This is a genomic window from Streptomyces sp. NBC_01474 (assembly GCF_035918215.1).
Classification (GTDB): Bacteria; Actinomycetota; Actinomycetes; order Streptomycetales; family Streptomycetaceae; genus Streptomyces; species Streptomyces aureus.
The window spans coordinates 1,622,817-1,645,653 of record NZ_CP109449.1; the positions used below are offsets into that span (position 1 = coordinate 1,622,817).

Annotated in this window: 18 protein-coding genes and 1 tRNA gene; 9 read left to right on the top strand and 10 right to left on the bottom strand. The window is 72.1% G+C overall.

Features of this window, described 5'->3' with window-relative positions:
- Positions 1 to 42 precede the first annotated feature (42 nt).
- The 4 genes from OG758_RS07705 (at position 43) to OG758_RS07720 (ending at position 3,919) form a co-directional block, all read left to right on the top strand.
- Positions 43 to 1,059 carry a Gfo/Idh/MocA family protein gene (locus tag OG758_RS07705; RefSeq protein WP_326709276.1) on the top strand — a complete coding sequence of 339 codons (1,017 nt, stop codon included), beginning with the start codon at positions 43 to 45 and terminating at the stop codon, positions 1,057 to 1,059.
- Entirely contained in the window at positions 1,056 to 2,066 is a 1,011-nt protein-coding gene (locus OG758_RS07710) for a Gfo/Idh/MocA family protein (protein ID WP_326709277.1), read from the top strand. Before OG758_RS07705 ends, OG758_RS07710 begins: the two co-directional genes overlap by 4 nt.
- A 29-nt stretch (positions 2,067 to 2,095) precedes the next feature.
- Positions 2,096 to 2,611, top strand: a complete 516-nt coding sequence (locus OG758_RS07715; RefSeq protein ID WP_326709278.1) for an NUDIX domain-containing protein — start codon at positions 2,096 to 2,098, stop codon at positions 2,609 to 2,611.
- A 234-nt stretch (positions 2,612 to 2,845) separates the two neighbouring features.
- Complete coding sequence (locus OG758_RS07720; RefSeq protein ID WP_326709279.1) at positions 2,846 to 3,919, top strand: mechanosensitive ion channel family protein; 1,074 nt, start codon at positions 2,846 to 2,848, stop codon at positions 3,917 to 3,919.
- Between the two features lie 76 nt (positions 3,920 to 3,995).
- On the opposite strand, the gene OG758_RS07725 is transcribed toward OG758_RS07720, so the two are convergent.
- From OG758_RS07725 to OG758_RS07745, 5 genes are all read right to left on the bottom strand, one after another.
- A complete protein-coding gene (locus OG758_RS07725) occupies positions 3,996 to 6,119 on the bottom strand; it encodes a PQQ-dependent sugar dehydrogenase (protein ID WP_326709280.1) in 2,124 nt (707 codons plus the stop codon).
- Between the two features lie 53 nt (positions 6,120 to 6,172).
- Positions 6,173 to 7,255 carry a LamG-like jellyroll fold domain-containing protein gene (locus OG758_RS07730; protein ID WP_326709281.1) on the bottom strand — a complete coding sequence of 361 codons (1,083 nt, stop codon included), beginning with the start codon at positions 7,253 to 7,255 and terminating at the stop codon, positions 6,173 to 6,175.
- A gap of 210 nt (positions 7,256 to 7,465) precedes the next feature.
- Entirely contained in the window at positions 7,466 to 8,725 is a 1,260-nt protein-coding gene (locus OG758_RS07735; protein ID WP_326709282.1) for an NAD(P)/FAD-dependent oxidoreductase, read from the bottom strand.
- On the bottom strand, positions 8,722 to 10,164 hold the full coding sequence (locus OG758_RS07740) for an FAD-dependent oxidoreductase (protein ID WP_326709283.1): 1,443 nt from the start codon (positions 10,162 to 10,164) through the stop codon (positions 8,722 to 8,724). The genes OG758_RS07735 and OG758_RS07740 overlap by 4 nt, the downstream gene beginning before the upstream one ends.
- The gene (locus tag OG758_RS07745; protein WP_326709284.1) at positions 10,161 to 11,633 is read right to left on the bottom strand and encodes an FGGY family carbohydrate kinase; all 1,473 of its coding nucleotides are present in this window, start codon (positions 11,631 to 11,633) and stop codon (positions 10,161 to 10,163) included. Before OG758_RS07745 ends, OG758_RS07740 begins: the two co-directional genes overlap by 4 nt.
- Positions 11,634 to 11,764: 131 nt before the next feature.
- Between OG758_RS07745 and OG758_RS07750 the strand changes: the two genes are divergently transcribed.
- Positions 11,765 to 13,285, top strand: a complete 1,521-nt coding sequence (locus OG758_RS07750; protein WP_326709285.1) for an amino acid permease — start codon at positions 11,765 to 11,767, stop codon at positions 13,283 to 13,285.
- Between the two features lie 83 nt (positions 13,286 to 13,368).
- Here the strand turns inward: OG758_RS07750 and OG758_RS07755 are convergent.
- Positions 13,369 to 13,442, bottom strand: a tRNA-Pro gene (locus tag OG758_RS07755).
- Positions 13,443 to 13,589: 147 nt separating this feature from the next.
- Here OG758_RS07755 and OG758_RS07760 point away from each other — a divergent pair.
- Both OG758_RS07760 and OG758_RS07765 read left to right on the top strand, forming a co-directional pair.
- Complete coding sequence (locus OG758_RS07760; protein ID WP_326709286.1) at positions 13,590 to 14,099, top strand: DUF309 domain-containing protein; 510 nt, start codon at positions 13,590 to 13,592, stop codon at positions 14,097 to 14,099.
- A gap of 209 nt (positions 14,100 to 14,308) precedes the next feature.
- Entirely contained in the window at positions 14,309 to 16,381 is a 2,073-nt protein-coding gene (locus OG758_RS07765) for an MDR family MFS transporter (RefSeq protein WP_326709287.1), read from the top strand.
- A 7-nt stretch (positions 16,382 to 16,388) separates the two neighbouring features.
- Here the strand turns inward: OG758_RS07765 and OG758_RS07770 are convergent, their stop codons facing one another.
- The 3 genes from OG758_RS07770 to OG758_RS07780 form a co-directional block, all read right to left on the bottom strand.
- Positions 16,389 to 17,144 (bottom strand): sulfite exporter TauE/SafE family protein, encoded by a 756-nt coding sequence (locus tag OG758_RS07770; RefSeq protein WP_326709288.1) that lies wholly within the window; start codon positions 17,142 to 17,144, stop codon positions 16,389 to 16,391.
- Between the two features lie 87 nt (positions 17,145 to 17,231).
- Positions 17,232 to 18,752 (bottom strand): long-chain-fatty-acid--CoA ligase, encoded by a 1,521-nt coding sequence (locus OG758_RS07775; RefSeq protein WP_326709289.1) that lies wholly within the window; start codon positions 18,750 to 18,752, stop codon positions 17,232 to 17,234.
- Between the two features lie 77 nt (positions 18,753 to 18,829).
- Positions 18,830 to 20,017, bottom strand: a complete 1,188-nt coding sequence (locus OG758_RS07780) for a thiolase family protein (protein ID WP_326709290.1) — start codon at positions 20,015 to 20,017, stop codon at positions 18,830 to 18,832.
- Between the two features lie 100 nt (positions 20,018 to 20,117).
- Here OG758_RS07780 and OG758_RS07785 point away from each other — a divergent pair, with 100 nt between their 5' ends.
- Complete coding sequence (locus OG758_RS07785; RefSeq protein ID WP_100592895.1) at positions 20,118 to 20,759, top strand: precorrin-8X methylmutase; 642 nt, start codon at positions 20,118 to 20,120, stop codon at positions 20,757 to 20,759.
- Between the two features lie 63 nt (positions 20,760 to 20,822).
- On the opposite strand, the gene OG758_RS07790 is transcribed toward OG758_RS07785, so the two are convergent.
- A complete protein-coding gene (locus OG758_RS07790) occupies positions 20,823 to 21,584 on the bottom strand; it encodes a cobalt-precorrin-6A reductase (protein WP_326709291.1) in 762 nt (253 codons plus the stop codon).
- A 17-nt stretch (positions 21,585 to 21,601) separates the two neighbouring features.
- On the opposite strand from OG758_RS07790, the gene OG758_RS07795 reads away from it, so the two are divergent.
- Positions 21,602 to 22,714, top strand: coding sequence for a cobalt-precorrin-5B (C(1))-methyltransferase (locus OG758_RS07795; RefSeq protein ID WP_326709292.1), 1,113 nt, complete (start codon positions 21,602 to 21,604; stop codon positions 22,712 to 22,714).
- Positions 22,715 to 22,837: the final 123 nt, after the last annotated feature.

The window sequence follows — 22,837 nt, forward strand, 5'->3', positions numbered from 1 at the left end:
GCCGCACGTGGAGCCGAACCCCCGTTTCCAGAAAGGAACTACATGACACGCCTCGATGTGGGTCTGATCGGCGCGGGCGGCATCGCCCGGGCCCATCTGCCCGCGTGGATCGAGCTGGGCGCACGCGTCACCATCCTGTCCACGGACGGGAACGCGGAGAAGCTCGCCGCGAAGTACGCCGAGTCCGGCGTGACGGCCACGCACAGCCTGGCCGGTCTCCTGGACCGCTCCTCCGTCGTCGACATCTGCACACCCACCTTCACCCACCGTCAGCTCGCGCTCGACGCGATCGCCGCCGGCAAGCACGTCATCTGCGAGAAGCCCCTCGCCCTCACCGCGTCCGAGGCCGCCGAGATGGCGGACGCGGCCGAGGCGGCGGGCGTCCTGCTGTTCCCCGCGCACGTGGTCCGCTACTTCCCCGCGTACGCGGCGATGGCCGAGTCCGTCGGCAACGGCGCCGTAGGGACCCCCGCGGTGCTGCGCTTCACCCGCTCGGGCGCCTACCCGGTGTGGGCGCCGTGGTTCTCCGACCCGGCCCTGTCGGGCGGGATCCTGATGGACCAGATGATCCACGACCTCGACTTCGCCCGCATGCTCGCGGGCGAGGTCGTACGCGTCCACGCGAGGCTGCGCGGCCGCCAGGAGCCGGGCGCGAAACCCGGTGACGTCGCGGTAGGCACGGCGGTCCTGACCCACGCGTCGGGCGCGATCAGCCACGTCCTCGGCGTGTGGGGCCTGCCCGACCTCCAGTTCCGTACGACGTTCCGTGTCGCGGGGCCCGACGGGATCCTGGAGCACGATTCGACGGCCCTGCCCGGGTTCCGCATTCTCGCCCAGGGCACGCGCCCGCCCGGCGAGGGCATTCCCGGCAGCCCGATGACGGAGAGCCCGTACCTGACGGAGCTGCGCGAGTTCGCCGGGGCGGTGGACGGCGGGCCCGCTCCCCGCGTGACGGCCCGCGACGGCGTCGAGGCGGTGCGGATCGCGGCAGCGGCGGCCGCCTCGGCCCGTACGGGCGAGCCCGTGGAACTCAAGATCTCCGAGGAGGCGGCCCGGTGAAGGTCGGAGTGCTGTCGTTCGCGCATGTCCACGCGGGCGGGTTCGCCCGCCTGCTCGACGGGATGGAAGGCGTCGAGGTCCTGGCGGCCGACCCGGACACGGATCTGGCGGCGCCGGGCGAGGTCCGCGGCCGGGAGTTCGCCGACCGGCTCGGGGTGGCCTACGCGGACTCGTACGAGGAGCTGTTCGCCTGGGGCCCCGACAAGGTCGTCGTCTGCTCGGAGAACGTCCGCCACCGGCCCCTCGTGGAGCTGGCGGCGGCGCACGGTGTGGACGTGCTGTGCGAGAAGCCCCTCGCGACGACGGAGGAGGACGGCGCGGCGATGGTCGAGGCGTGCCGTGCCGCGGGTGTGCGGCTGGCGGTGGCGCACCCCGTCCGTTTCAGCCCGGCGTATACGGCGGTCCGCGCCGCGGTGCGCTCCGGCGCTGCGGGCGGCGTCCTCGCCGTGTCCGGCGCCAACAACGGCTATCTGCCGGCGGCCCGGCGCCGCTGGTTCGCCGACCCCCGACTGGCCGGCGGCGGCGCCCTGATGGACCACACCGTGCACATCGCGGACCTCCTGGACGACCTCTTCGGGGCGTCCCCCGCGACGACCGTGTACGCGCAGGTCAACAACGTGCTCCACGAGGGAGAGGTGGACGCGGACACCGCGGGGCTCGTCACGGTCGAGTACGCGAACGGCGTCGTCGCGACGATCGACTGCAGTTGGAGCCAGCCCCGGCACCACCCGGCCTGGGGCGGGTTGCAGATGCAGGTGATCGGCGACCGGGCGACTCTGGAGATGGACGCCTTCGACCAGAAGGTCCACGGCTTCAGCGAGTCGTCCCGCGCGCCTTTCGAACTTCCCTACGGCGTCAACCTGGACGCCCTGATGCTCCACTCGTTCCTGTACGGGAGCGGCGGCGGGACGAGTGTGACGGACGGCGAATCGGGGCTGCGCTCCCTGCGGATCGTCACGGCGGCGTACCGGTCCGCGAGGGAGGGAAGGTCGGTGCCGGTGCGGTGACGTCCGGCGGCTTCTGCCATGGTGGCCGCATGAGCGAACTGGTGGACCGCGTGGACGAACAGGACCGTGTACTCGGCACCGTGGACCGGGGCGCGGCCGTCCGTGAGGGGTGGCTGCACCGGGTGGCGACGGTCGTGTGCCGCGACCCGGCGGGACGGTTCCTCGTGCATCGAAGGGCGCCGCACGTCTCCCGCTTTCCCGGGCGGTACAACTGGCTGATCGGCGGGGGTGTGGACGCCGGCGAGTCGTACGAGGCCGCGGCGGCCCGCGAGCTCGCGGAGGAACTCGGGGTCACGGCCCCGGTGCGCTTCGTCTTCAAGTACCTGTGCCGCGGGGAGATCAGCCCGTACTGGCTCGGAGTGCACGAGGCCGTCGTCGACGGGCCGGTCTCGCCGCTCCCCTCCGAGATCGTCTGGCACGACTGGCTCACCGAGGCCGGCCTGAAGAACGCGATGCGCCAGTACCCGTTCGTGTCGGACTCCTTGGAGGCGCACGCGCGGTACGTCGCGCTGGGCCGCGAGGGCGGGGCGGGGACGGCGCGCTGACGAGTGGGAGCGCGGGCCGGGGAGTTGGCTCCGGCCCCGCGTCTGCCCCGTAGGCGCAGGTGAGGGCCATCCCCCGCGCGCATGCGTCCGGCGCGTGCGGCAGGATGTCCCGGCGCGTCGGTGCAGGCGCGGCAGCTCCACTTACGGACAAGCAGGTAGCAAGGTGACGACACATCACATACGGCCGCTCCCAGCGGCGTACGACGACCTCGGTCACGGCGCGGGAGGCCGCCGGTGAACCGTGCGATGACGCCCGACGATCTGATAGTGGCCGGGATCGCGGTCGCCGCGGGGCTCGCGGCCGGTCTGCTCCTGCGCATGATGCTGCGCTGGCTGGGCGTGCGCGCGGACCGGACGCGCTGGGGCGGCGACGACGTCATCGTGGACGCGCTGCGTAGCCTCGTGCCGTGGGCGGCGGTCGCCGCCGGTGTCGCTGTGGCCGCCTCCGCGCTGCCGCTCACCACTCGGACGCGGCACAACGTCACCGTGACGCTGACGGCGCTGCTGATCCTCGTCGCCACGTTCACCGCGGGCCGGGTGATCTCCGGGCTCGTGCGGTCGGTGGCGCAGTCGCGGTCCGCGGTCGCCGGGTCGGCGACCATCTTCGTGAACATCACGCGGGTCGTGGTGCTCGCGGTGGGCTTCCTCGTGGTCCTGCAGACGCTGGGCATCTCCATCGCCCCGCTGCTGACCGCCCTCGGCGTGGGCGGTCTCGCGGTGGCGCTCGCGCTCCAGGACACGCTCGCGAACCTCTTCGCGGGCGTGCACATCCTGGCCTCCAAGACCGTGCAGCCGGGCGACTACATCCGGCTCAGCAGCGCCGAGGAGGGCTACGTCGTCGACATCAACTGGCGCAACACCGTGGTGCGTCAGCTCTCCAACAACCTGGTCATCATCCCGAACGCCAAGCTCGCCTCGACCAACATGACCAACTACAGCCGCCCGGAACAGCAGATGACGCTTCTCGTCCAGGTCGGCGTCGGCTACGACAGCGACCTGGAGCATGTCGAGCGGGTCACGGCCGAGGTCGTCGAGAGCGTCATGGTCGACATCACCGGCGCCGTCCCCGAACACGAACCGGCCATCCGCTTCCACACGTTCGGCGACTCCAGGATCAGTTTCACGGTGATCCTGGGCGTCGGCGAGTTCAGCGACCAGTACCGGATCAAGCACGAGTTCATCAAGCGCCTGCACGCCCGGTACCGGGACGAGGGCATCCGGATCCCGGCGCCCACGCGGACGGTGGCCCTCCAGCAGGGAGCGGTGGCCATTCCGCACCAGCGCGAGGCCGCACCGCCCATTCCGTAGCGGCGGCGCGGTCAGGGGAGCCGGTCCGTCCGGACAGCGGACCGGCTCCCCCTCGCGTGCTTCCGACCCCGCTGGGTCAGTCGCGCGCCACCGTCCCCGTGACCTTCAGGTTCCGGATCCGGCCGTTGTTGTCGAACGAGCCGAAGCCCACGCGGCCCGAGGAGAACACCGGGTCCGTGCCCGTGATGAGCGGGGTGCGGCTGCCGTCCATGTAGACGGCCGTCTCGCCGGTGTCCGCGCAGTGCGTGAGACGGACCTTGTGCCAGGCGGCGTCCTTGATGGCCGGGGGCGCGCCGTAGGTGCCGTTCCACTGGTCGTCGATGCGGAGCCGGTCCGCGTTGTTGACCGTGAACAGGCCGTTGTGCGGGTAGATGCTGTTGTCGCTGGACAGGTGCGCGTACTGGAACTGGGTGTCCGAGTTGTAGTCCCAGACGACGATGACGTCCCGGTTGGTGATGTCGACCGGGGTGTCGATGCGCACCTCGGCCTCGACCGTCACGTTCGAGTAGCGCGGGCCCGCGGTGAGGACGGCGTACTCGAAGGGGCGGCGCGGGCCGGGGCGGGAGAGGCCCGGCTCGGTGAGGACGGTCTCGCGCCGGGTGAACTCCCACTTGGCGGGGGTGACCGGGGCCCAGTTGTCCGCGCCGGTGGTGTGCGTGGTGGGGGTGTTGCCCACCTTGCAGTCGGCGAAGGTGCGGGTGCCGGTGACCTTCCAGACCTTGCCGTTCGCCTTGGAGACGATGTACAGGTCACCGGCGAGGTCGGTGCCGAAGCGCAGGTCGACGCGCTGGTCCCCGGCGAGGTCGCGCATGGTGACCTTCTTGCCGGTGGCCTGGTCGTACAGCATCAGCGACTTGAGCGGCGCGAGGCCGGCGCCGCGGCGCATGTCGTGGGTGTCGGCCGCGAGGATCCGGCCGTCGACGAGGTCACCGAAGATGTACGTGCCGCGCAGTTCGGGCGCGTCCTTGCCCCGGTAGACGAAGCCTCCGGCGATCGCGCGGCCCACGTCGGAGCGGCAGTCCCAGTCGGCTCCGGGGTCGTGGTCGTACGCGGCGACGGGGTACGTGTAGCCGTACTTGGCGTCGTCGGCGGGCAGGGGCGCGATGCGGGCGCACGGGTCGGTGGTCTTCTTGTCGAAGAGGAACGGGCCCTCGCGTTCGCTCCAGCCGAAGTTGTCGCCGGCCTTGACCTCGTACACCGATTCGATGGCGTGCTCGCCTATGTGGCCGAGGTACATGCGGTGGCTGCCGCCGGTGTCCCAGCTGAAGCGGTGCGGGTCGCGCATGCCGACGGCGTAGATCTCGCCGAGGGCGCCCGGTGTGGACACGAACGGGTTGGCGGCCGGGATGCCGTACTTGCCGTTCGCGCTGTTGCGGCCCGCCGGGTCGATGCGCAGGAGCTTGCCGTGCGGGAGCGCCATGTTCTGGGGTTCGCTGTTGCCGACGCCCTGGCCGCCGTCGCCGACGGCGAGGTAGAGCAGCCCGTAGTCCTTGTCGTGGGGCTTGGCGGTCGGGTTGAAGTCGATCTGCTGGATGCCGTGCACCTGGCCGGTGAAGCCGATGCGCAGGACCTCGCGGTGGGTGCCGTGGAAGACGGCGGCCTTCGGGTCGTCGGCGGTCCACTCGGTGATGACGCCGTGGTACGTGGTGGTGCCCGCCTGCTTGAAGTCGGGGGCCTGGGTGACCTGCGAGGCGAGCTCGGTGTGGATGGTGTAGAAGCGGCCGTTCTTCGCGAACTGCGGGTGGAACGCGGCGTATCCGAAGCCCTGGCCGAGGCCGCGGCCCGAGAAGAAGTTCGGGAAGGTGCCCTTCACGTCGAGGTACGGGTGCGGGGTGCCGCCTGCGTCCTTGCCGGCGGTGCCGGGGTCGGTGAGATAGAGCGTCCCGTTGAGGTCCGGGGTCGCCATCCGGCCCGAACCGTCGGGGAGTTCGTTGATGGTGTTGATCCTGGCGTGCCGCATCAGGCGCGGGTCCGTCGGGGCCGGGACCGGCTCCGACTTGGGGAACTGGGCGTACTCGGTGAGGACCAGGCCGGTCCTCGACTGGGCGGGCTTCTCCGGGATCGGATCGCTGAGGCCCGCGGACGCGGCGGTGGGAGCGGGCTCGTCGGCGTGCGAGGGCGCGGCGAGCCCGCCGAGCGCCAGAGTTGCGGTGACGGCGAAGGCCGCCCAGAGTCTTGGGTTCTTGCGTCGTGCTGCCATGCGGGTCCCTTCGGATGGCGAGTACGGCTGGGCAGAAGCGGGGGTACGAGGCGTCAGTGGCCCCTCGTCATGCGGCGGTACTCGGCACTCACCTGACCTGCCGTCACTTCACGGTCCAGGAAGAGGAGATCGTCCATGCGGCAGTCGCAGGCGTTGTTCTCGCGTGTGTTCTGCGGGAAGCTGCCGCCGATCTTGATGCCGCGCGGGTCGGTCGGCGAGGCGCGGTGCGGCGCCGGTGTGGTGGTGAGTTCCCAGGGGTCGCCCGGCGTGACGTAGAAGCCGTCGAGGGGCTTGCCGTCGCGGTAGAGGGCCATCGTGCCGTCGCGGAAGTCGAAGGTGGCGGCCAGATGGACCCACTCGCCTCGGGGCAGGACCTTCTGCCAGTCGGCGGAGGCGGCGAAGGTCTGGGAGGCGCCGCTGTCGAGGCGACGGCCGAGCGCGACGAGCTTCAACTCGCCGTTCACCTGGATGAGTTCGAGCAGCGCGCGTACGGCGTGCCCGTCGCTGGTGCCGGAGAGCACCCCGGCGAGTCCGATCGCTCCGTAGCGGTCGGTGGGGTTGGCGGTGTTGGAGTTGAGGGTGGGGTTGTCGCCCGTCATCTTGAACCAGCCCATGACGGTGGCGGCCTTGGCGCTGTTGAAGGCACCGAGGGAGCCGACCCCGGCCTCGTCCCAAGTACCCGCTTTCCAGTCGTCGTTGCCCGCTGTGGCGGGGTTCTGCTGACGCACCTGGAGGGCGGGAGAGCTGCCGCGGTACGCCTCGTCGTCCACGCGCATGGCGGAGCCGCCGTTGATGAGCGTGAGCGGGGTGCGGGAGCGGCCGATGTCCCGCTCCCTCGCGGGATCGGCGGGATCGGGGTGCCCGAAGTCGTAGGCGGCCACGGCCTGGGCGCGCAACGGGCCGTGCCCCGCAGGGCCGTTGGCCTGCGCGGGGACCTGGTTGGCGGGGCCGCTCGCCTGCGCGGGAAGCGTGGCGGCGGCGAGGACGGCGACCGAGGCGAGGGCCACGGCGGCGAGTGCGGTACGTCGGGTTCGGCGGGTCTCCCGGGCGGATCGGGTGCGCCGGACGCGTGGTTCGAGTCCGGTGCGGACGGCGGTCCGGGCGATCGCGGTACGTCTGGTGCGGGGCAGTCTCATGCGGCCTCCGAGCGGCAACGAAGGGGCTGCCGACCGGGATTCCCCCGACCGACAGAAAGCGCTTTCGTCACGTGCGGGCACCATGTAACTCCCTCACCGCAACCCTGACAATGGGCGTGTCCGGGCCATTTTTCGAAGGTGCACCGCCGAGCAGCCGATGCGGGCCGCCCCTGGGGCGGAAACGGCGCGCGGGTCAGCAAGGGGCGCGCATCACTCCGTAGCCGCTCCGAGGATTGCGCCTCCGAGCCCGCCGACCGTGATCCGGACGGGGCCGCCGGCGGCGTCGACGTTCCCTGCCCAGTGACCCGCCAAGTGCAGGGTGCGGTTGGGGAGCGCACGGCGCGGTACATATTGGCGGTGCAGGCGGCGGCCGTCCTGCGTGACGACGAGCACGGGCCGTGTCAGCACCTCCGACGTCCGCAGGACGAAGCCTTCCACCGGCACCTGCGGGACCGCCCGGTTCGGCGCCACCCAGCGCAGGGGCGCCGCGACCTCGATCGCCGGGCCGGCCAGCGCCGGGCCCGAGCCGTCCAGGAACCCGCGCACGGCGTCGGCCGCGAGCGCGCCCTCGCGGGCCGCCCACAGCGCGGGCTCCACCGCGTGCAGCACGTTTCCCACGGCGAAGACGCCCTCGGCGCCGGTGCGGAACGCGCCGTCGACGGCGGGCCCCCGCGTCCCGGGGTCGAGTGCCACTCCCCCGCGCCGCGCCAGCTCGTGGTCCGGCACGAAGTCCCCGGTGAACACCACGGTGTCGCAGTCGACGGTCGTCAGCCGGCCGTCACGATGCCGCAGCCGCACACCCGATACCCGCCCCCTGCCCAGGAGTTCGGCCACGGTCGCGCCGGTGAGTACGGGCACGCCATGACCGAGGCGTGCTGCGGCGGCCCGGGCCCGGCCCAGTTGGTGGCGCGCCTCCTCGGTGGTGAGCGCAGCGACGGTGACGCCGGCGCGCCGCAGGGCGGACAGGGCCGCGTAGCCGACCGGTTCGGCGCCGACGACGACCGCGCGGGTGCCGACCCGCTGTCCGTGCAGGTGGACGGCCTGCTGAAGCTCGCCGGTGGTGAGCACTCCGGCGGGCCGTGTGCCGGGTACGAGGCGTGCGCTGCGCGGGCGTTCGCGTGCCCCGGTGGCGAGGACGACGGCGCGCGCGGCGATGCGTTCGAGCCCGTGCGGGCCGGTGATGTCCAGGGTGAGGGGCCCCGCCCATCCGGTGGCGGTGATCCCCGTCCGTACGCGTGCGCCGGAGCCGAGCGCGGCCTCGACGGCCCTGGCCGCGTACTGCGGCCCCGTCACGCCCCACCGCCCGAACCCGCGGTGGTGGCAGTGCCGCGGCACGCCGCCCGCCACCGCCTCACGCTCCAGGACCTCCACGACACCCGCCCCGTGGTCGGCGAGGCCGCGGGCGGCCGCGAGCCCGGCGGGCCCCGCGCCGACGACGACCACGTCGACGCTCCGCTGCCGCCGCGTCATGCCGGCCCCCATTCGCGCCGCCCCTCATGGAGTTCACGCACCGCGGCCCCGCAGTAGAACCCCTGACACCGTCCGCCCCGCGCCCGGGTCCTGCGGCGCAGGCCCTCCAGGGAAGCGGGCGGGACCGTGCTGATCAGGGCGTCCCTGATCTCGCCGCGGGTCACGCGCTCGCAGTGGCAGACGATGGTGCCGTACGCGGGGTCGGTCGCGATGAGATCGGCGCGCTGGTAGGGGCGGGGGAAGGCCTCGCCCAGGTTGGGCATCCGGACGGGGGTCGGCTCGACCGGCTCCTCGAGGTCGAGGCCGGGGTCCGCCTCGGCGATCAGCCTCGCGACGTGCGCCGCGATCGCCATGGACGCGGTGAGGCCGGTCGAGCGGATGCCGCCCACGGTGACGTAGCGCCGCTCCTCGTGGCAGCGGATGCGGTAGTCGTCGTGCTCGGTGGCGGCGCGCAGGCCCGCGTAGACGGCGGTGACCTCCTCGTCGACCAGGGCCGGCAGGATGCGGCGCCCCTTCGAGAGCAGCCCGTCGAGTCCGTCCGCCGTCGTGCCGGTGGCCGCCTTGTCGTCGAGGTCCTCGGCGGTCGGGCCGAGCAGTACGTTGCCGTAGACGGTCGGCGCCACGAGGACGCCCTTGCCGAGCGCGGTCGGCACCGGAAGCAGGATGTGCCGGACCAGGTCGCGGGCGAGTTCGTCGAAGATGATGAGCTGTCCGCGGCGCGGGGTGACGGTGAAGTCGCCACTCCCGAGGACGAGCCGGTCGAGCACGTCGGCGTTCAGCCCCGCGGCGTTGACGAGGAACCGCGCCCGGAGCGCGCCGCGCGACGTGGCCAGAAGGTGATCACCGCCTTCCGGACTCACCGTCTCCACAAGGCTGTTGAGGTGCAGATCGACACCGGACCGCACCGCTTGGGTGGCGTACGCGAGCGTGGTGGTCCAGGGACAGATGATGCTCTCGCCCGGGACGTCCAGGGCGCCGAGCGCGCCGGGGCCGAGGTGCGGTTCGCGGGCCCGGGTCTCGTCGGCGTCGATGATGCGTGCCGCGTCGTATCCGTTGCGTCCGGCCTTCTCCAACAGGCCCGGCAGCGCGTCGAGTTGTTCGTCGTCCCAGGCGACGAGCAGAGCACCGACGGGCTCGACGGGGATTCCGGACTCGGCCGCGTAGGTGGCGAGCAGTCGCTGCCCTTCCCTGACCAGGCGGGACTCCAGGGAGCCGGGCACGGCGTCGAAACCGGTGTGCAGGATCGCCGTGTTGGCTTTGGAGGTGCCGTCGCCGACATCGCCGGACGCCTCCACGAGAGCGATGCGCAGATGTGGGTGGCGCGCCAGTTCGCGGGCGATGGCGGTACCGACGACGCCTGCGCCGACGACCGCGACGTCGTAGGGCCGGGACGGCATCTGCCCTGTGGGGGACAGCGGCCCTTTGGTGGTGACGGTCATGGGGACCCCGTCGGCGCGCGGTCGAGGAGTGCGGCCACCGCCGAGCGGAACCCGTCGAGGCGTTCGGCGGCGTGCGCGGCGTCGATGCGCGGCTCGTACACGGCGGCGGGCCGCCCGCGCGGGACCGCGTCCCGCACGGTGAGCGCCGGATCGAGCCCGAGCCGGGCGACGACGCCGACGCCGAGCGCGGTCGCGTCGGCCAACTCTGCGACCTCCACGGGCAGTTGGAGAAGGTCTGCCTGGGTCTGCATCAGCAGGGCCGACCGGGTCAGGCCACCGTCCACGCGGAGGGTGCGCAGCGGTTCGCCCAGGTCGGCGGCGACGGCGTCCGCCAGCGAGACGACCTGCGCGGCGATCCCCTCGCACAGGGCGCGGACGAGGTGGCCGGAGGTCGTGTCCAGGCCGAGACCCGTCAGGGAGCCGCGCAGGTCGCCGCGCCACCACGGCGCCGCGAGACCGGCGAGGGCGGGCACGAAGGTCACGCCGCCCGTGTCGGGCACGGCCGATCCGACCGGGTCGATGTCCTCGGCCCCCGCGATCACCCCGAGGCCGGTGAGCCAGCGGACGGCGGAGGCGGCGGTGTAGACCTGCCCGTCGAGGCAGTAGCTGCTCCGCCCGGCCAGCCGCCAGGCCACGCAGCTGACCAGCCCCGAGCCGCCGCGGCGCGGGCGGTCGCCGGTCGGGGCGAGCAGGAACGCACCTGTTCCATAAGTGCACTTGGCGTTTCCCCGCTCGGTCACGTCCTGGGCGAGCAGCGCGGCCTGCTGGTCCACGAGGAGCCCGGTGAGGGGAAGTTCGGGGCCGAACGCCTTCGTCGTGCCGACGGGTCCGGCGGCGTCGACGACGTCCGGCAGCCGCTCGCCGCCGAGGCCGAAGATGTCCAGGGCGCGCGGCGACCACGCGACGGTGTCCAGGTCGAGGAGCTGCGTGCGTCCCGCGGTGGCGGCGTCGGTGACGAACGCGCCGGTCAGCCGGTGGACGAGCCACGCGTCGCTGGTGGTGACGACGCCGTCCCGGGTGAGATGGCGCCGGATCCAGGCCATCTTCGGGGCGGCGAAGTAAGGGTCTAGCGGCAGACCCGTAAAGTCCCTCAACTCGTCGGCGTACGGGGCGAGTTCCGTGCACAGCGCTTCCGCCCGCCGGTCCTGCCAGACGATCGCGTCCGTGAGCGGTCTGCCGGACGCGGGGTCCCAGGCGAGGACCGTCTCTCCCTGATTGGCGAGGCCGACCGCGCCGACGGGCTCGCCCGCGGCGGCCAGCGCGCGGCGCCCCGCGTCGACGACGGAGGCGAGCAGCGCGGCCGGATCGACCTCGACGAGGCCGCCCGGGAGGTAGCGCGGACGTACAGGCGCGCCGCCCGAGCCGATCACGCCGCGGCGCGGGCAGATGACGAGGGCCTTCGTCCCCGATGTGCCCTGATCGATGGCGAGGACGGTCCCCTCGCGCGGCCCGCCGGCATTCGTGATCACCGCGGAAGCCTGCTACAGCCTCCGCGAGAGCGTCAAGGGTGCCCGCCTTCCGTCTGCCCCCTACACTGATCATCCGTCAGTCTCCGTACCAGGCATGCGACTTCACGCCTCTCTCCCCACAAGAGGAGCTCATGTCCACACCGGAAATAGGCACCACCTCGTCGAGCGCCGCCGAGTCCGGGCCGGCCGGGCAGCCACCGGACGAGGAGGCCAGACTCAGGGAGCTGGGCTACCAGCCGGTCCTGGCCCGCCGCATGGGCGGCTTCGGGAACTTCGCCATCAGCTTCTCCGTGATCTCCGTCCTGTCCGGCTGCATGACGCTCTACGGATTCGGCCTCGGCACGGGCGGTCCGGCCGTGATGATGTGGGGGTGGGCGGGCGTCGGCCTCTTCGTCCTCCTCGTCGCCCTCGCGCTCGCCGAGGTCACCAGCGCGTATCCGACGTCCGGGGCCCTCTACTACATGGCCGACCGGCTCGGCGGCCGCCGCTGGGGCTGGTACACGGGCTGGCTCAACCTCCTGGGCCTGCTCGGCGCGATCGCCGGAATCGACTACGGCGCCGCCCTGTTCACCGGCGCGCTGCTCAACCTCCGGTTCAGCTTCGACCCGACACCGGGATCGACCTTCCTGATCTTCCTCGCCATCCTCGCCGTGCACGCCGCCCTGAACCTCTTCGACGTACGCCTGGTCAGCGTGCTCAACTCGATCAGCGTGTGGTGGCACCTGGCGGGCGTGGCCGTGATCGTGGGTGTCCTCGCGATCGTGCCCGACCACCACCGCTCGCCCTCCTTCGTGTTCACCGAGTTCGTCAACGACACCGGCTGGCACAACCCGCTGTACGTCGCCGCGATCGGCCTCCTCCTCGCGCAGTACACGTTCTCCGGCTACGACGCGTCCGCGCATCTCTCGGAGGAGACGTCGAACGCCTCGGTATCCGCCGCGCGCGGCATCGTGCGGGCCGTGTGGGTCTCGTGGATCGCCGGGTTCGTGCTCCTGGCCGGGCTGACGTTCGCGATCCAGGACTACGCGGGCGCGCAGGACAGCGCCACCGGGGTGCCGCCCGCGCAGATCATGATCGACGCCCTCGGCACGTCCGGCGCCACGGCGCTGCTCCTGATCGTGATCGTGGCCCAGCTGTTCTGCGGCAACGCCGAGGTGGCGGCGACCAGCCGCATGGTGTTCGCGTTCAGCCGCGACAACGCGCTGCCGGGCTCCGCACTGTGGCGCAAGGTGAGCGCCCGCACCCGCACCCCCGTGCCCGCCGTATGGCTGTCGGTGGGCCTCGCCGCCGTGATCGCGCTGCCGTCCCTCTACTCCACGACGGCGTACGGAGCGGTGACGGCCATCAACGTCATCGGGATCACGCCCGCGTACGCCATCCCGATCCTGCTGCGCCGGAGGGCGGGCGACCGCTTCACTCCCGGCCCCTGGAACCTGGGACGCTGGAGCAGACCGGTCGGCTGGATCGCGGTGACGTGGGTGGCGTTCGTGACGATCCTGTTCTGCCTGCCACAGGCGTCACCGGTGACGGTCGACTCGATGAACTACGCGTCGGCGGCCCTGGTCGTGGTGCTGATCCTGGCGACGGTGTGGTGGTACGCGGCGCGCGACAAGTACGGGACGCCGCCGGCGGAGGAAGACACCCCGGGATAACAGGAGTTCGGGGAGTCCCGGGAACGACCGAGGGGCCGTGTCAGATTTCTCTGACACGGCCCCTGATCTGCGACTTCGAAAAGTCGGGACGACAGGATTTGAACCTGCGACCCCTTGACCCCCAGTCAAGTGCGCTACCAAGCTGCGCCACGTCCCGGTCGCGCCGCCCGGCGGGTGTTTCGCTTGGCGGCGCAGAAAGAACAATACCCCAAGCTCAGGGGTGGTCCGTCGCCGGTGCGAGGGCCGGAGGGCGGCGGCTGGACCGCGTCGGGACGGCCGGGTGCCGGCGCGGGACAATCGAGGCATGAGTGACGTGAGCAGTGGCCGGGACCGCGACCGTGACGAAGAGGGGCGGGCCCGGAACGCGCGCCCCCGCGACGGCCTCGGCCGTCCGCTGCCGTACGGCGCGGAGGGGGTCGCTCGGCAGCCGGAGGGGGTGGTGCGGTCCCCCGAGGAGACAGTCACGGAGGCGCAGGCGCTGCTCGACGCGGGCCGGCCGTTCCACGCGCACGAGGTGTTCGAGGACGCGTGGAAGTCGGGTCCCGACGAGGAACGCGGCCTGTGGCGCGCGCTGGCGCAGCTGGCGGTGGGCCTGACACACGCGGCCCGAGGCAACACGGCGGGCGGCGCCCGCCTCCTGCGCCGCGGCGCGACGGGCCTCACGGCGTGGCGCGAGGCCTCGGACAGGCTCGCACCGTACGGAATGGACGTGGCTTCCCTGGAAACCTGGGCAACAACACTGGCCAAAGAGGTGGAGCGACAGAACGCCCCCACGATTGACGCAGCAACAAACGCCCCCCGCCTGCACCCATAGGCCCTACAGCCTCTCGCCCAGGCCCCCACAAGGGGCACGGGGAACTGCGCGCCCAACCCCCACGACCCGCAGCCAAACGGCACCCCCCGCCCCTGGCACGGCGGGGCGCGGGGCGCGACCCGCAATACACCCACGCGGCGCCGCCCACCGTCACCCGTAAAGCTCCGCAGGATCACGCACGCACCCGTTCCCGATGTGACGCTGTCCGGGTGACCACCACAACGGAGACCGTGCAGCCCCCGGCGCAGCCGCCCGTACTCGACCGGCGGCGCCGCAACGTCGTCTTCGTGACGATCATGCTGGGCATGCTGCTCGCCGCGCTCGACCAGACGATCGTCGGCACGGCGCTGCCCACGATCGTGTCGGATCTGGGCGGCGCCGCGCACATGTCGTGGGTCGTGACGGCGTACCTCCTCGCGGAGACCGTCGCCACGGTGCTGGTCGGCAAGTTCGGTGACCTGTTCGGGCGCAAGGTGCTCTTCCAGGTCTCGGCGATCGTCTTCATCACGGGTTCGTTCCTGTGCGGACTCGCCACGAACATGACGCTGCTCATCGCGTGGCGCGCGGTACAGGGCATCGGCGCGGGTGGCCTGATGGTGACGGCGATGGCGCTGATCGCCGATGTCATCCCGCTGCGGGAGCGGGGCAAGTACCAGGGTGCCATCGGTGCCGTCTTCGGGGTCGCGACCGTGATCGGTCCGCTGCTCGGCGGCCTGTTCACGGACCACCTCACCTGGCGCTGGGCGTTCTACGTCAACGTACCGATCGCGATCCTCGTCGTGATCGCCGCGGCCCGCACGATCCCCGTCGTGAAGTCGGCGGTCCGTCCTGTCATCGACTACCTCGGCATCGCGCTCGTCGCGGTCGGCGCGAGCGCGCTCATCCTGGCGACGAGCTGGGGCGGGAACGAGTACGCGTGGGGTTCGGGCACCATCATCGGGCTGTTCGCGGGGGGCCTTGTCGCGCTCGCCGGGTTCTGCTGGGCGGAGACCCGCGCCGAGGAACCCATGCTGCCGATGCGGCTGTTCGGCAACCCGGTGTTCACGGTGTGCTCCGTGCTCAGCTTCATCGTGGGTTTCGCGATGCTCGGCGCGCTGACGTTCCTGCCGACCTATCTCCAGTACGTCGACGGCGACTCGGCCACGGTCTCCGGCGTCCGCACCCTGCCGATGGTGATCGGTCTGCTCATCGCGTCCGTGTTCAGCGGCAACGTCGTCAGCAAGACCGGCCACTACCGGCTGTTCCCCATCGTGGGCTCCTTGGTCATGGCGGTAGGGCTGTACTTGCTGTCGCTGATGGACAGTTCGACGAGCGCCTGGCTCGCGTCGCTGTACATGTTCGTGCTCGGCGTCGGCATCGGCCTGTGCATGCAGGTCCTGACGATCGCCGTGCAGAACACCGTCGAGTACGCGGATCTGGGCACGGCCACCTCGGGCGTCACCTTCTTCCGTACGCTCGGCAGCTCCTTCGGTACGGCCGTGTTCGGCACCATCTACGCCAACACGCTCAAGACGAACCTCGCCGACGGGGTCGCCGCCGCGGCGGCGACCGGGGCCGCGCGGCCCGCGGTGATCGCCAAGGCGGCGCAGAGTCCGGAGGGGCTGCACCGGCTGCCCGCGCCGGCGCGTCAGCCGATCGTGGAGGCGTACGCCTCCACGCTGCACACCGTGTTTCTCTGGACGGTCCCGGTCGCGCTGCTCGGCTTCGTCGTGGCGCTGTTCCTGAAGCAGGTTCAGCTGCGGGACAGCGCGCGGATGGGGTCGTCCGACATGGGCGAGGGCTTCGCGTCGCCGCAGGGCGGGGACTCGGCGATCCTGCTCGAACGGGCCGTCGGCAACATCGTCAAGTCGGCGGACCTGGACACCGCCCGGCGCATCCTGGACGAGTCGGACACGCGGCTCGACACCGCGGGGGCGTGGGCCGTGATGCAGGTGGAGTTCTTCACCCGGATGGTGGGGCACGCGAGCCTCGGCATGATCGCGGCCAGCCGCCGCATGCCGCCCGAGGTGCTCGTGCCTGTCTTCGACCGCATGGTCGAGGAGGGCTATCTGACGCACACCGGCTACTACTTCTCGCAGACGGCGGCGGGGCAGCGCGAGGCGGACGTGATCAGTCACGCATGGGGCGCTTGGATGAGCCGGCAGGTGGAGGCCGACCTCGGCAGGCCACCGGGCAAGGACCTGCGGGCCGCCGTGGACGCGATCGCGAAGCGGCTGCTCGTCGAGGACCTGGAGCACGGCCTGCCGTCCCGCAGCAGGGACAAGGTCCTGTCCGCGTCGTGACGGTGGCTCAGCGCAGCAGGAGCTGCACCCCGCCGACCACCGTCGCCGCGATCACAAGCCGCTCGAACAGCCGCTGGTTGATGCGGTGCACGCAGGCCTTGCCGATGAACGCGCCAGGTACGACGAACAGGACGAGTGCCGCGTCGAGGAGCAGCGAGCGCCCGTTGATCAGGCCGAGGCCCACGCTGAACGGCACCTTGGCCGAGTTGACGATGAGGAAGAACCACGCGGAGGTGCCCAGGAAGCCGAGCTTCCGGAAGCCCGCCGACAGCAGGTACATCGACATGACGGGCCCACCGGCGTTGGCGACCATGGTGGTGAAGCCGCCCAGCACGCCGTAGGAGCGCGCCTTCGCGCGGCCGGCGCGGCTCGCGGTCTCCTCGACCTCCGGAGCGGCCTCCCGGCGTCTGCGCCACACCGTGACGGCGGCCATCAGGAGCAGGATCGCCCCGATCGACGTACGCACCGTGGCGTCGTCGGCCCACACCATGAAGAGCGTGCCGAGCACCACTCCCGCGGCCACGGCCGGGAAGAGGCGCCACAGGGTGGGCCAGTGCGCGTGTCTGCGGTAGGTCAGTACGGCGAGGATGTCGCCGGCGATGAGGACGGGCAGCAGGATGCCGGTGGACTCACGGGCGGGCAGGACAGCCGCGAAGATGGCGAGGCTGACCGTGTTGGCGCCACTGACTGCCGTTTTCGAGAATCCGACGAGCACGGCCGCGGCGGCGAGCGCGGCGAATTCCCAGAGGGTTATGGAGTACATACCGGGGACAGATGCTAGACCCATCTATCGGGCCGGCGGCAGGGGGCGCCGCATGCTGGGACGGCTCCCCCGCGCGTGCTCCCGGGGTCAGCCGGAGTACTGGGAGCGCAGTTCCCGCTTGAGGACCTTCATGCTCGGGCCGAGCGGCAGCTCGTCGGCGAACTCGATGCGACGGGGGTACTTGTGGCGGCCCAGGTGCTCCTTGGACCACTCGGCGATCTCGTCGGCGCCGGCCGTGCTCCCGTCGGTCTCGTTGCGGATGATCACCGCGCAGACCTCCTCGCCGTGCACGGGGTCGGGCAGGCCGATCACGGCGACCTGGGCGACGCCGGGGTGGCGCATCAGGACCTCCTCGACCTCGCGCGGGTACACGTTGTAGCCGCCGCGGATGATGACGTCCTTCTTGCGGTCGACGATGCGCAGATAACCGTCCTCGTCCTTGGTGCCGAGGTCGCCCGTGCGGAACCAGCCGTCGACGAGTGCCTCCGCGGTGGCCTCGGGGCGCCCCAGGTACCCGGTGAAGACGCAGTGCCCGCGCACGACGACCTCACCGAGCTCGCCCTCGGGGAGCAGCTCCACGCGGTCCTCGACCTCGGCGCGGGCGATCTCCACGTCGACGCCCCACATGGGGTGCCCGATCGTGCCCGGGCGCGCGCCGAAGACCGGTTGGTTGGTGGCGGCGGCCGGGGAGGTCTCGGAGAGCCCGTAGCCCTCGTAGATGGTGGCGCCGTAGGCGTCCTGGAAGCTTTCGAGGACGGCGACGGGCAGCGAAGCGCCGCCCGAGACACAGACCTTGAGGATGGGGAGCGTCTCGGCAGTTGCCGCCGCGGCGACCAGCTTCACGTACATGGTGGGCACGCCGTGGAAGGTGTTCACGCCCTCGGCGACCATCAGGTCGATGGCCTTGGCCGCGTCGAAGCGCGGGAGGAGGACGAGGGTGGCGCCGGCGCGCCACGTCGCGTTCATGGAGACGGTCTGCCCGAAGGCGTGGAACAGCGGCAGCGCGCCGAGCGCGATGTCGTCGGAGCGCACGTCGTGGCCGTCGAAAGCGCTGACCGTCGCGTTCATCACGAGGTTGAAGTGGCTGAGGACGGCGCCCTTGGGGACGCCGGTGGTGCCGCTGGTGTAGAACACGACGGCGGGGTCGTCCGCGTCGCGGGTGAGGTACGTGGGCAGGGGTTCGGCGTCGTGCGTGAGCCGCTCCAGGTCGCCGCCCTCGCCGAGGGTCAGCATGCGCACGCCGGTCGCCCCGGCCGCCGCCCCGCCGGTCTTCGCCTGACCCGGGTGACACAGGAGCAGCGTGGCGCCGCTGTCGCGCAGGACGTGCTCGACCTCCCCGGCGGACAGGAGCAGGTGTACGGGGACGACGACGGCGCCCGCGGCGAGCGCCGCGTAGTACGCGCGCGGGAACTCGGCCACGTTGGGCGCCATCAGCGCCACCTTGTCCCCCGGGCGCACGCCGACGGCGATGAGCGCGGCGGCCTGCTTGCGGGCCTGGAGCCACAACTCCTTGAAGGTGATGCGCAGTTCACCTTCGACGAGCCCGGCCTTGTCCGGGTGACGGCGGGCGGACTCGGCGAGGATCGCGGCGAGGGACAGGGTTGCCATGAGGGTGGTGCTCCGTTCGTACTGACTTCTGGTGCGGCTCCGGACCAGGTACAGCTCAGCGGGACGTCAGCGGACGTTCAGGAGCGCTCGACGAGGACGGCGGAGCCCTGGCCGACGCCGACGCACATGGTGGCGAGGCCGCGCGAGCCGCCGGTGCGGCGCATGCGGTGGAGCAGGGTGGTGAGGATGCGGGCGCCGGAGCAGCCGAGCGGGTGGCCGAGTGCGATGGCGCCGCCCGTCGGGTTCACCAGTTCCGGGTCGATGCCGAGCGCGTCGACGCAGGCGAGGGCCTGGGCGGCGAACGCCTCGTTGAACTCCGCCTCCTGGACGTCGCCGATGGACCAGCCGACGCGGGCGAGCGCCTTCTGCGTGGCGGGGACGGGGCCGATGCCCATGACGTCCGGGTGCACACCGGCCGAGGCTCCGGCGACGTACCGGCCGAGGGATTCGAGGCCGAGGTCGTGCAGAGCGTCCTCGCTGACCAGGAGCAGGCCCGCGGCGCCGTCGTTCATGGGTGAGGCGTTGCCCGCGGTGACGGTGCCGCCCTTGCGGAACACCGGCTTGAGCGTGCCGAGCTTCTCCAGGGAGGTGTCGGGGCGGATGCACTCGTCCTGCTCGACGACGACGCCGTCCGGGCGCGTGACAGGGAGGATCTCGGCGTCGAAGAGGCCGTTCTTGCGGGCCTCGGCGGCGTTGTGGTGGCTGCGCAGCGCGAAGGCGTCCTGGCGCTCGCGTGGCACGTCGTAGCGGTCGGCGACCTCCTCGGCGGTCTCCCCCATGGCGAGGACGCCGTGCAGCTCCTTCATCTTCGGGTTGACCAGTCGCCAGCCCAGGCGTGTGTCGTACGTCTCCATCTTGTGCGGGAGCGCCTCGTCGGGGCGCTGGAGCACGAAGGGGGCGCGGCTCATCGACTCGGAGCCGCCCGCGAGGACGACGTCGGCCTCGCCGGAGGCGATGGTGCGGGCGGCGGTGGTGACGGCTTCGAGCCCGGAGGCGCACAGGCGGTTCACGGTCGCGCCGGGTACGGACTCGGGCAGGCCCGCGAGAAGGGCGGCCATGCGCGCGGTGTTGCGGTTGTCCTCGCCGGCCTGGTTCGCGGCGCCCCAGTAGACGTCGTCGATCCGGGCCGGGTCGAGGTCCGGCACACCGGCGAGCAGACCGCGGATGACACCGGCCGCGAGGTCGTCCGGGCGCACGGTGGACAGGGACCCGCGCAGCTTTCCGATCGGGGTGCGGCGGGCGGCGGCGAAGTGGACGGGACGCACGTGCGGCTCCTGAGGGAAGTTAATTAGCACTGCTAGTTTTGGACTATAGACCCGGGCCCCGCGCCCTGTGAAGTGGGCACCGCTGGATAGGCTCCCCGCCGTGAGCACTGCGTTCGAGTACGAGAAGTCCGGGGCGGAGATCTACCGCCGGTCCTTCGCCACCATCCGCGCCGAGGCCGATCTGGGCGGGCTGCCCGCGGAGGTGGCCCAGGTCGCGGTCCGGATGATCCACGCGTGCGGGATGGTCGACCTGGCGGGCGACCTCGCGTACTCGCCGGACGTCGCGGTCCGCGCCCGCGAGGCGCTGCGCGGAGGCGCGCCCGTCCTGTGCGACGTGTCCATGGTCGCCAGCGGGATCACCCGGAAGCGGCTGCCCGCGGACAACGACGTGGTGTGCACGCTGTCCGACCCGTCGGTCCCCGCGCTCGCCGAACGGCTCGGCACGACACGCTCCGCCGCGGCGCTGGAACTGTGGCGGGAGCGGATGGGCGGGGCGGTCGTCGCTGTGGGCAATGCGCCCACTGCGCTCTTCCGGCTCCTGGAACTGGTGCGGGAGGGCGCGGCACCGCCCGCCGCGGTGATCGGGGTTCCGGTCGGGTTCGTGGGCGCGGTCGAGTCGAAGGACGCGCTGGTGGAGCACGCGGGGGAATTGGGGCTGGAGTACTTGGTGGTGCGGGGGCGGCGGGGTGGCAGTGCGATGGCCGCCGCGGCGGTCAACGCGGTTGCCTGTGCCGTGGAATAGGTCCGGGCGCACATCCCGGGGGCGGCGCCCCCGGGCCCTCGCTGTCGCCCTTCGGGCTCGTCCTCAATCGCCGGACAGGCTTGATATGCCCGGGCTCCCCGCCCACTCCACCGCCTCCGCCACCGAACCCACCACTGTCACTCCCGCGGGCACCTCCGGCCGTCGTACCACCAGGACCGGGATCCGCGCCTCTCGCGCCGCGACAAGTTTCGGGGCCGTCGCCTCTCCCCCGCTGTCCTTCGTCACCAGTACGTCGATGCGGTACTCCCTCAGTGCCGCCCGCTCGCCCTCCAGCGTGAACGGCCCACGGGCGAGCAGCACTTGCGACCGGGGCGGCAGAGGCGGCTCAGGAGCATCCACGGAGCGCACGACGCAGAACACGTCATCGACGCCCGCAAAGGCCGACAGACCCAGGCGGCCGGCCGTCAGGAACGCGCGTCGGCCCAGCGTCGGCAGACGCCTCGCCGCCTCCTCCAGGGAGTTCACGTGGTGCCAGTCGTCGTCCTGTACAGGGACCCAGCCGGGGCGCCGCAGTGCCAGCAGGGGAACATGGGCGGTGGCCGCGGCCTGTGCCGCGTGGAAACTGATCGTCCCGGCGAAAGGATGGGTGGCGTCGATGAGCGCGTCCACCTGGAGCTCGCGCAGCGCGCGGGCCAGGCCATCGGCTCCCCCGAAACCGCCGGTCCGCACCTCGCCCTCGGGCAGCAGGGGCCGGGCGACGCGGCCGGCCAGCGAGCTCGTCACGCGCCACCCGGGGTGGCCGGCGGTCAGGGCCTGCGCGAGGCGCCGGGCCTCGGTCGTGCCGCCGAGGATCAGTACGTGCACGGGTGCGGGGTCCCTCCATGAGTGACGCGGGCGGAGCCAAGGGCGGACGCGGGGCCCAACTCAAGCACACCGGTCTGCGGCCCGGCTGGACGACCGGTGCCTGTGCGACAGGGGCGACCACCGCCGCGTACACCGCGCTCCTGACCGGGGACTTCCCCGACCCGGTGACGATCACGCTGCCGAAGGGGCAGACGCCCGCGTTCGCGCTGGCGGCCGAGGAGCTGGCCGGCGAGCACGCCATGGCGGGCATCGTGAAGGACGCGGGCGACGACCCGGACGTCACGCACGGCGCGCTGGTACGGGCGTCGGTGCGGCTGCTGCCCGCCGGGTCCGGCGTCGTGTTCCGGGCCGGGCCGGGCGTCGGCACGGTGACCCTTCCGGGGCTGCCCCTCGCCGTCGGGGAACCCGCGATCAACCCCGTGCCGCGGCAGATGATGCGGGACCACGTCGCGGCCGTCGCCGAGCGCCACGGCGGGAGCGGTGACGTCGAGATCACCGTGTCCGTCGACCACGGTGAGGAGATCGCCCGGTCGACCTGGAATCCGCGGCTCGGGATCCTCGGCGGGCTGTCCATACTGGGGACGACGGGCATCGTGGTGCCGTACTCCTGCTCCGCGTGGATCGACTCGATCCGGCGGGGCGTGGACGTGGCGCGGGCCGCCGGGCGCACGCATGTGGCGGGCTGCACCGGGTCGACGTCCGAGAAGACCGTCGTCGCCGAGTACGGGTTGCCCGAGGACGCGCTCCTCGACATGGGTGACTTCGCGGGCGCGGTCCTCAAGTACGTGCGGCGTCATCCCGTCGGCCGGCTGACGATCTGCGGCGGGTTCGCCAAGCTGTCGAAGCTCGCGGCCGGGCACCTGGATCTGCACTCGGCGCGCTCGCAGGTCGACAAGTCGTTCCTGGCCGGCCTCGCGGCTGAGGCGGGCGCGGGTGCGGAGGTCGCGGCGGAGGTGGCGGACGCCAACACGGGCCTCGCGGCACTGCAGTTGTGGCCGCCGCTCGGCGACCTGGTCGCCGCGACCGCCCGCGACGAGGCGTTGCGGGTGTTGCGGGGCGCACCCGTTCAGGTCGATGTACTCTGCATCGACCGAGCGGGTGCGGTGGTCGGGCGCTGCGCACCCCGTTGAGCTCACACTTCGGCCCCCGTGGCCCGGTTCCGGTAGCAACTACTCCGGATCTCAGGGCTGGCCCTGATGTCCCGGGCGCGCGAGCTGCCTAGAGTTGCGTTCACCGGCACCGCTCCGCAGTCG

Bases quoted from the DNA above. Each gene is read 5' to 3' on its own strand.
- OG758_RS07705 (WP_326709276.1), top strand. From the start codon at position 43: ATGACACGCCTCGATGTGGGTCTGATCGGCGCGGGCGGCATCGCCCGG.
- OG758_RS07715 (WP_326709278.1), top strand. From the start codon at position 2,096: ATGAGCGAACTGGTGGACCGCGTGGACGAACAGGACCGTGTACTCGGC.
- OG758_RS07725 (WP_326709280.1), bottom strand. From the start codon at position 6,119: ATGGCAGCACGACGCAAGAACCCAAGACTCTGGGCGGCCTTCGCCGTC.
- OG758_RS07730 (WP_326709281.1), bottom strand. From the start codon at position 7,255: ATGAGACTGCCCCGCACCAGACGTACCGCGATCGCCCGGACCGCCGTC.
- OG758_RS07735 (WP_326709282.1), bottom strand. From the start codon at position 8,725: ATGACGCGGCGGCAGCGGAGCGTCGACGTGGTCGTCGTCGGCGCGGGG.
- OG758_RS07740 (WP_326709283.1), bottom strand. From the start codon at position 10,164: ATGACCGTCACCACCAAAGGGCCGCTGTCCCCCACAGGGCAGATGCCG.
- OG758_RS07750 (WP_326709285.1), top strand. From the start codon at position 11,765: ATGTCCACACCGGAAATAGGCACCACCTCGTCGAGCGCCGCCGAGTCC.
- OG758_RS07760 (WP_326709286.1), top strand. From the start codon at position 13,590: ATGAGTGACGTGAGCAGTGGCCGGGACCGCGACCGTGACGAAGAGGGG.
- OG758_RS07770 (WP_326709288.1), bottom strand. From the start codon at position 17,144: ATGTACTCCATAACCCTCTGGGAATTCGCCGCGCTCGCCGCCGCGGCC.
- OG758_RS07775 (WP_326709289.1), bottom strand. From the start codon at position 18,752: ATGGCAACCCTGTCCCTCGCCGCGATCCTCGCCGAGTCCGCCCGCCGT.
- OG758_RS07795 (WP_326709292.1), top strand. From the start codon at position 21,602: ATGAGTGACGCGGGCGGAGCCAAGGGCGGACGCGGGGCCCAACTCAAG.